The organism is Subtercola boreus, assembly GCF_003399635.1.
GTDB lineage: Bacteria > Actinomycetota > Actinomycetes > Actinomycetales > Microbacteriaceae > Subtercola > Subtercola boreus_B.
The window spans coordinates 1-7,447 of the sequence record NZ_NBXB01000047.1; the positions used below are offsets into that span (position 1 = coordinate 1).

The window sequence follows — 7,447 nt, forward strand, 5'->3', positions numbered from 1 at the left end:
AGCCATCGTGTGGTGTCCTTTGCGTGAGAGTTTTAGTCGGTTCTCACTGACCATCACACGGTGGCTTCTCACGTCGACGATGCAACGCTCAAGAACCCGAAACCCCACCACTCACAGGGACGTCACCCCGGAATTCGGGGTCAACCTCAAACGCGGCCTGAAAACCATCAACCCCGAGTGACAACCGAACTCTGGGCAGACCCAGAATCGTCTTCGCTTGGTCTGCGTGGTGTATCTACCTGACGCGGGGCGACGTTTGTGAACGGTCCTTTGTCCGGACGTTCTGATCCGTGCGATGTCGTTGCCGTTACTTCGAGCCGCGTCAACGGCGCCTCATCGAACTCGTCATTCTCTCGCCGTACGATTTCCCGGACGTATGTAGGCAATGCTCTGTCACACGTGCCGGCGGTCTTGCTCATGTCCCAAAAGTCGCCGATGTAAGCAGCATCCGCTGGCATCGGGCGGAGCGCCAGTTTCTCAATGATCTCCGCCAAGGAACGCCCCGACTGCAGTTGGGTCACTAGTCCATCGAACACGCTCGACCATGGAATGCTCTCTGGGAGATGCGCAGCTGAGGTCAGTCGAGCACGGTTGGCCGGCGGTTTACCGTATGTGGTACGAACCTTAGAGGCGAGCTGCGCGCTACAACCAGCTTTGCGCGGCACTACGGTGCCAGCGCCGGGCTCCGCTGTGTAGAAGACGTAGAGCGGCATCCATCGACAGGTGACATCCTCAATATTGGGGTTAACCAACCGCTCCATCTGTTGGCCGGTGCTGTGAGGGTGACCGAGTTCCGCGAACCGGCCGCTTCGATTCATGATTTTTGCCTGCACACGAATTTGGATCCAGCTATCACCGTGGCCAATAAGCCACTCCCAGTCCGCGCCAGTGACGGTTTCGTCTGGCTCGTTTGTCACTACATAGACGCGTTTGGTCCAGAAGTCGCGTAGGCGAAAAAAGTTGAGCTCGGTAGCTGTTACTTCGCCCAGGCGAAGTCGGTATCCCTCCGTCCTGGAGTGGTGGACCATGTCCCAGATTTCTTCTGCCTGGGTGTCCATCGCGCGCTGCATGGTCTGAAAGAACTCAAGTTCGGTCACAAGGCCAGCTTGTCAGAATGACATTTGACGTCTCAGTAAGACATGCGCGCCCCTCCTAGCCCGAGGAAGTTCGCGGAAGGGCTGCGGCCGTTGAGCAGCCGGAGCTGTCGCCGGCGGTAAAGCGAAGCGATCGAAAGTCTGTTGCGACTCTGCCGGGAGGGTGAGAACGGTCTATGCGTTTTCCGATGCTCGTGTTCGGATGCGCTTTTTAGTTTGTCGCGATTTCGTGTTGTGCGCTTCGCGGCAGGGGTCACATCGACAACCGACGTCGTAACGATAGGGGGTGCCGTGAGTGACATCTGGGCCGATGAGTGATTGGTTCTGTCTTGCCTTGGCGATGTAGTCGGCGTGATCTTTGCGATTCGCTTCCCGGCACTCATCGCAGCGGCAGAGGTGGTTGCCGTATCCGTTCGACGTTCCGTGGCGGGGATCACCGGGCTCGAGATCACTCATCGGTGCCCTCTGATTCTTCGTCAGTGTCGAGTAGCCCAAGCGGATCAGAATGCTCGACGAGCACCGTTCCCACCAACTCGAACATGTTGATGGCGTCGGCGCTCGGGGCGGGCCTGCCTTCGGCAAAAGCGAGTCTTTCGGCTGAGATATAGGCCAACCGAACGGCCTGTACAACCAATACTCGGCGGAGACCCTCGGTGACTTCGCCACGCTCGCGCGCTACTGCGGCCAGGCGGGAAATTGTCTCTGCGCGGCGTGCGATTCGAATATCGGGGTGGCCCCGCTCCGCGCGGACGTGATCATCGACCAGCGGCCAGCGAATCGATGGCGGCATGGCCACAGGGGTGGAAACCGGCGGAATTTTTTCGTTCAGGATGGCTTTGAACCGCGAGTCGTCGATTGCCTTCAGGTATGCGCTGTACTCGAACGCATCCAACATTCTGCGGGCATCGTTATCTCCGCCTGCCACTCCTTCGAGGTCCCAGATGGGCCAGACCTCTACTTCGGCAACTTCGAATACGTCGAGGATCCGCATAGCAACCGCATCGGTCCGCTGGTTGGTCAGATGACGTCTAATCCGGGTGCGGATTTGTTCGTTGGTCTGACCGACGTAGATGGGTTCGCCGTCGTAGTCGTAGAACGCGTAAATGCCCCACTTGGCATCGACCCACTTCCTGCCCTCGTCGTCGGTGGTTTTTTGAAACTCATCCAGTAGTTCGCGAAACCGGCGAACGTCGTCGGCTGGGAGAGACTTCTTGGATGGCTTGCGGGGCTGCGGCGCGGGGCTGGCCGTGCTCTTGCTAGACAACGGCGGTCTGGCGGTCAGCGGCACCCAGCGTTCCTGTTGCCAGCGGCATGAGGTAGTGCTTTCCGAGCCACGCCACGGCGGGCACTGCGACGGCGTCTCCGAAAGCGAAGAGGGCCTGATTTGTTCGAGCACCTTCTAGGTTGTAGTCGCCGGCACCCATCAGGCGGGCGTATTCCAGTGGAGTCATCCAGCGAACCTGAATACGTTTGTTGCCGACCTTGACGACTGCTTGTTTGGATGAGCCACCGCGTGCTGTCCGGAGGCAGCCCGCGATATCGTCCGGGCGCACTTCCCAGGTAGCCACACCGTTGCGGGTGCGTCGGTAGGCGGTTCGATAAGTCACGCCGGTAGCGCGGCGTAGGGCAGCGATTCGTTCGCTTTGAATGGGTGACAGGGACTTGATGAACAGTTCTGTTCGGTTCGCGTCCCACCATCTGTCGTCCGCGACGGGCATCGGCTCGATGTAGGCGTCGAGACCGGTCGTGAGCGACGCAGGGGGAGTGGGCAGCTCAGCACGGTGGGTGCAAAGGGTCTCGTCTTCGTAGATCCAGGAGAGATAGTCGGGGCGCAGCTCCGGGTTGGGAACCGTGGTTTCTACGGGCGGGTTTTGGGCACCGACGAGGAACAGGCGCGGGCGTGATTGGGGGATGAAGCGGCGGGCATCGATCGCGAGTACGTCTATGGAGTAGCCGAGTTCATTGAAAGCCCGGATGGCTGCTGTGAGATCGTCGCCTCCGTGGCTGGTTGCTAGTCCGACGACGTTCTCGAGCACCACCACGGGTGGCCGGTCGTCGCCGAGTTGTTTCAGAGCTTCGATGTATCCCCAGAAAGCGTTCGACTCGCCTGCTCGGATTCCGCCGCGGGATCCTGCGAGCGAGAGGTCGGTGCAGGGGGATGAGCCCCAGGCTATGGCGGCGTCGCGGGGGACTGCCGTTCGGTCGATGGCGAATACGTCGCCTAGATCGAAGGTGTGCTCGCTGCCCAGCTCCTCGTCCCGAAAGTGAGCGGTGTACATGGCGTATTTGTCAGGCTCGTAATCGTTGGCCCAGGTGACTCGAAAGCCTGCCTGTTCCAGGCCCATTCGTGCCAGCCCTACTCCGGCGAAGAACTCGATGACTTTGGGCAGAGCGGCGGTGACGGGGGGATCTTCGAGAAGGGGCACGAGCACTACTCTAGCGGCGCCCTAACCTCCACCTGGTAGGCGACGCGGACGATGTCGACCGGCAATGTAAGCGCGCCGCCCGATCCACGCGGATTTGCGACATCCAACAGATCGGAACCTTCGACAGTGCGGTCAGCTAGCTACTGCTGAGGTGCTGTTTGGTTGCAGCACAGTCGGGCTGTGGCCAAGGTCAGGTGAGCGTGTAGATGGTGCCGTCGATGCGTGCGTAGTCCTCTTCCGAATGGATATCGCAGGTGTGGCCGTTGGTGCCGTAGACATACCAATCCTCATCGCTGGCGGCAGTGAAGTCGGGGGCAGCTGTTAGATCTTGGCGGCCTATTTCTTCGAGGCTGTTCTCGTCGCTGCCGTTGAACGTTACGAGGGTGCTGCCATCGAGGTAGATCTTGTAAAGGCCACTGCTGTCGAAGTTCGTACCGATGAGTTCCATGAGGTTCCTTATTTGATGTGATCGTGCTGGTCGGCGGGAGGTGAAGACAGTGAAGGGGAAGTCTCTTGGACGTATGCGCGCAACGCGGCGACTATGACCGCGCTCACCGTCGTTCCCGTCGCTGCGGCCTGTATTCGAACAGAATCCCAGAGGTCTGTCGGTACACGAACAGATCGAAGCGGCGTCTTCGGTTGGTCAGGCATTGGCAGACCGCGCCATCACTGATTCCATAGGCAAATAATACACCGGTGTATATACACCGGTCAATGAGCAGAGCCGGTCTGTCGCATCGGCCTTGCCGAGTGATCCGTTCCAAGCTGGGACGGGCTTAGGCGGTCCTTCCACGAATATTCGCCCGAAGTGTTCTCTCGAGAGCGTTGATGGGTCCGTCGGGTCTGCGAATCGGTCTGCCACGTCGGATAGTCCGCCGAGATCCTCAATATGTTCCTAGAGCATTTGCCAGACTTGCGCAGGATCGTTGTCCACGAGACTGGCAAGTTCGTCGTCAGCAACGTCGCGGTAAGAATTTGCCCGGCGCTACGGGGTTGGAATTCAACAGTCACTAACAGCTCTGGATTGTTCTCACGCACCCTCCGCTCAGGCCTGCGTTCCTCGGCAGCGTCCATGTCCGAATTAGCTCGATCTCTGGTTTGGGTGCCGACAGTTTCGATCTCCCTACTGTGCGCCCATTCTTCGAAGGTAACTGATTAGTCCGGCTCGATCTGGGTAGATAGATTCCTCGACCAGTCCTTTGCTTTTCAGATAGGAGCGGATCTGTGGCTTCGCAGCAGCCATGATTCGAAGACTGAACATCGGGACGATTCGCGCACTATTCGACTCAGCCCGTTTATCGTGCGGTGAAGGGAATCCAATGACCCGGGTGGCTCCGCTGATCTCGTCTGCTTGCCAATCGTCATTCAATCGCTTGTTGAACATTTCGAGTAACGCTGAATCGATAATCGGGTCCGCATCAAACAGGAATGCGGCGCGTTGCGCTCTCATCCGTTCGTTTAGTGTTGCTGGTTGCCACGATGGAACGGCCTTTCCTGTACCCCATTGGTTCCGCAAACGAGTCTCTTTATCTCGCCAAGAATGCCAGAAGGCCTCGCCTCCCACGGCGGGCACCGTCAGTGGTTCCTCTACTTGGCTATTACGTTTTGGTGCTGCGGACCGGCCCCAAGCCAGGAGACGCGCGTCAGAATCCTCTTGTTCCTCGGATTCTTGCACGGCGAACCAGACAGCCACCTCCGGGTCTAGTGAAACGTCAATCAGACGAGTCGGCACCCCCTCATGCTGTAGTTCCGCGAGGAAGTCAAGATCGCCTTGCGTCCGAGGATTTGCCCAACGATCAGTAGCGGCCATCTGAAAGCGCTCGACCGCAATCATCTGCTCCTCACCAAGCTCGTGGCCATCAGCACGTAGCCTCCGGGTGAGAGAACTGTCCACGGACCAATTGGCATCTTGTTGGCCGCGCCATACCAGCCTCAGGCGGCTGTTTTTTTCCTGCATCACTGCCAGCGCCCGCAAGATCTCCGGCAGAGAATGAATCTGAGTTTCGAAGGCTGCAAAGAAGGTGGCTGCTGTACGGAGGCGCCGGGGCTTTGGTGACGCAGCCGGTCCAAGCGTGCGATCTAACGCCTCGGTCCAATCGCCAAGCGCAGGCCGCGTATATATGTCCCCCAGCCTCTTGAGCGAAGTGGGCATGGGCTTCAGAGGAATTTGAACCGACAATGAGCCTGTCAGTTGTTTCAACCGGTCTGTGGCGGCTTGGTAGTCGGTGGGAAGTTGTGTGGCGTGCTCGATTGCCGCTGAGGTTTTGGCGAATTGGTCGAGTGCGTCAATCGCGGCTTGGTAGCCGGTGGGAAGTTTCGTGGCGTGCTCGATTGCCGCTGAGGTTTTGGCGAATTGGTCGAGTGCGTCAATCGCGGCTTGGTAGCCGACGGGAAGTTTCGTGGCGTGCTCGATTGCCGCTGAGGTTTTGGCCAATTGGTCGAGTGCGTCAATCGCGGCTTGGTAGCCGACGGGAAGCTTCAGAGCGTCCATAGCAATTTGCACTGCTACGGACGGATCCGATGAATGTAAACGTAGTTCGGAGGTTGAGGGAGCTACCGAACTAATCGGGCTGACCCTCAACGAAGAAGGCTTCGTGGAGCTGGCTTTCGGTTCTCTCGGAGTATCAGTTGGCTCGCCCTCTTCAAGTGAACCTGTCCCAGCCGATTCTCGCGCCATAAAACGAGCATATGACGTCGTTCGAGTTGGATCTCGATAACGAGCTCGTGACCTATGACCCGAAGCCGAAGAAGGCGCGCGCCTGAGCCAGGTATGCCGGGCGGCCGATGAAGGTCAATGTCTACGTCCTGGCGTGGACGGCGCACGCGGTGAGAATCCGGAGGGTCAATGGTGAGCAGGCCCGGCAGGAGGCGTGGGTGTGGCAGCCGGCCGTCCGGAACACGCCCTGGGTTGAGCTCTAGAGCCGTTGTTTCCTCAGCGGGCTAGTGAAGCAGCTGCCCGACGGCTCGCTGTCGCCCTTTTCACTCTGAGCGGAGCCGCTTTGCGGCGCTGAGCCGCCCCTGGCCGGGGCTTGTTGTTGTGTCGTGAATCCTTCGGAAGCGTACGGGTCTGTCCGTTCCGCGCAAGCAGCTCCGCTGCCGGCTCCGCCGAGATTTCCGGCACGCGTTCACCCTGCGGGCTCTCTTATTTCGTACCGGAAATCTCTCCCCCGCCGCCCTCCGGGTGGCGCTCCGCGGCCTGACCCTAGCGGCGGTAAACCGCCTTCACGACAAAACAACGTGGGGTAGAGGAGAACAGATCATGATCACCGCAACGGCCACCCGTACCAGCAAGACCCGCACCCCCGCAAAAACGGCCGATGAGAAGAAAGCGCAGGCGGAGGCCCTCCACCAGTCGATCACCGATCAGGTAGAGGGTTTGCGCGATTCCGGCCGCTGGACGGCATTTCTTGACTTCGCGCAGGTGTTCCACGCGTATTCACTGCAGAACGTTCTCTTAGTGCTGTCTCAAATGCCGGAAGCTTCCCGGGTGGCGGGGTTCCGGAAGTGGCAGGCCCTGAACCGTCAGGTCCGGAAGGGCGAGAGGGCCATCCGTATCTTTGGGTACTCGACCAAGAAAGTGACAGAGGAAGATGCAAACGGTGACGAGGTAGAGAAGAAGATCGCCCGGTTCCCGATCCTGTCGGTGTTCGATGTCAGCCAGACGGACCTCATCGACCCCGACCAGGGTGACCCGGGCACGATCACGACTCTCCTCACGGGCGCCGACGACTTCGGCATCGTGGACGCTCTGAGCTCTTACCTCACCGGTGAGGGGTGGACGGTTGAGCGTCGCCCCATCCGGGTCTGTAACGTTTTCGGTGTTTCCAGCATTTTTGGTTAGTAGGTTTCTGCTGCCGGCCAGCGGTCGGCGAAGGTGATCGCGAACGCGTTCAGCGCGGGTTTCCACCGCACTGTCCAGCGTGTCCT

Annotated in this window: 7 protein-coding genes; 2 read left to right on the forward strand and 5 right to left on the reverse strand. The window is 59.3% G+C overall.

All coding sequences use genetic code 11. From position 1 onward, the window contains the following. Nucleotides 1-181 (forward strand): hypothetical protein (locus B7R22_RS19600; RefSeq protein ID WP_216363522.1); only part of this gene is annotated, 181 nt, incomplete at its 5' end. Here B7R22_RS19600 and B7R22_RS18915 read toward each other — a convergent pair. From B7R22_RS18915 to B7R22_RS17760, 5 genes are all read right to left on the reverse strand, one after another. After that, nucleotides 168-1,097, reverse strand: a complete 930-nt coding sequence (locus B7R22_RS18915) for a DUF6615 family protein (protein ID WP_147305451.1) — start codon at nt 1,095-1,097, stop codon at nt 168-170. The genes B7R22_RS19600 and B7R22_RS18915 overlap by 14 nt on opposite strands. A gap of 445 nt (nt 1,098-1,542) precedes the next feature. Further along, entirely contained in the window at nt 1,543-2,382 is an 840-nt protein-coding gene (locus B7R22_RS17745; protein ID WP_253259153.1) for a GIY-YIG nuclease family protein, read from the reverse strand. Further along, a complete protein-coding gene (locus tag B7R22_RS17750; RefSeq protein ID WP_253259154.1) occupies nt 2,351-3,520 on the reverse strand; it encodes a DNA cytosine methyltransferase in 1,170 nt (389 codons plus the stop codon). The genes B7R22_RS17745 and B7R22_RS17750 overlap by 32 nt, the downstream gene beginning before the upstream one ends. A 190-nt stretch (nt 3,521-3,710) precedes the next feature. After that, entirely contained in the window at nt 3,711-3,968 is a 258-nt protein-coding gene (locus B7R22_RS17755; RefSeq protein WP_116413027.1) for a hypothetical protein, read from the reverse strand. Between the two features lie 675 nt (nt 3,969-4,643). After that, the gene (locus tag B7R22_RS17760) at nt 4,644-6,011 is read right to left on the reverse strand and encodes an FRG domain-containing protein (protein WP_172582538.1); all 1,368 of its coding nucleotides are present in this window, start codon (nt 6,009-6,011) and stop codon (nt 4,644-4,646) included. Between the two features lie 768 nt (nt 6,012-6,779). On the opposite strand from B7R22_RS17760, the gene B7R22_RS17765 reads away from it, so the two are divergent. Then, a complete protein-coding gene (locus B7R22_RS17765) occupies nt 6,780-7,361 on the forward strand; it encodes an ArdC family protein (protein WP_116413029.1) in 582 nt (193 codons plus the stop codon). Nucleotides 7,362-7,447: the final 86 nt, after the last annotated feature.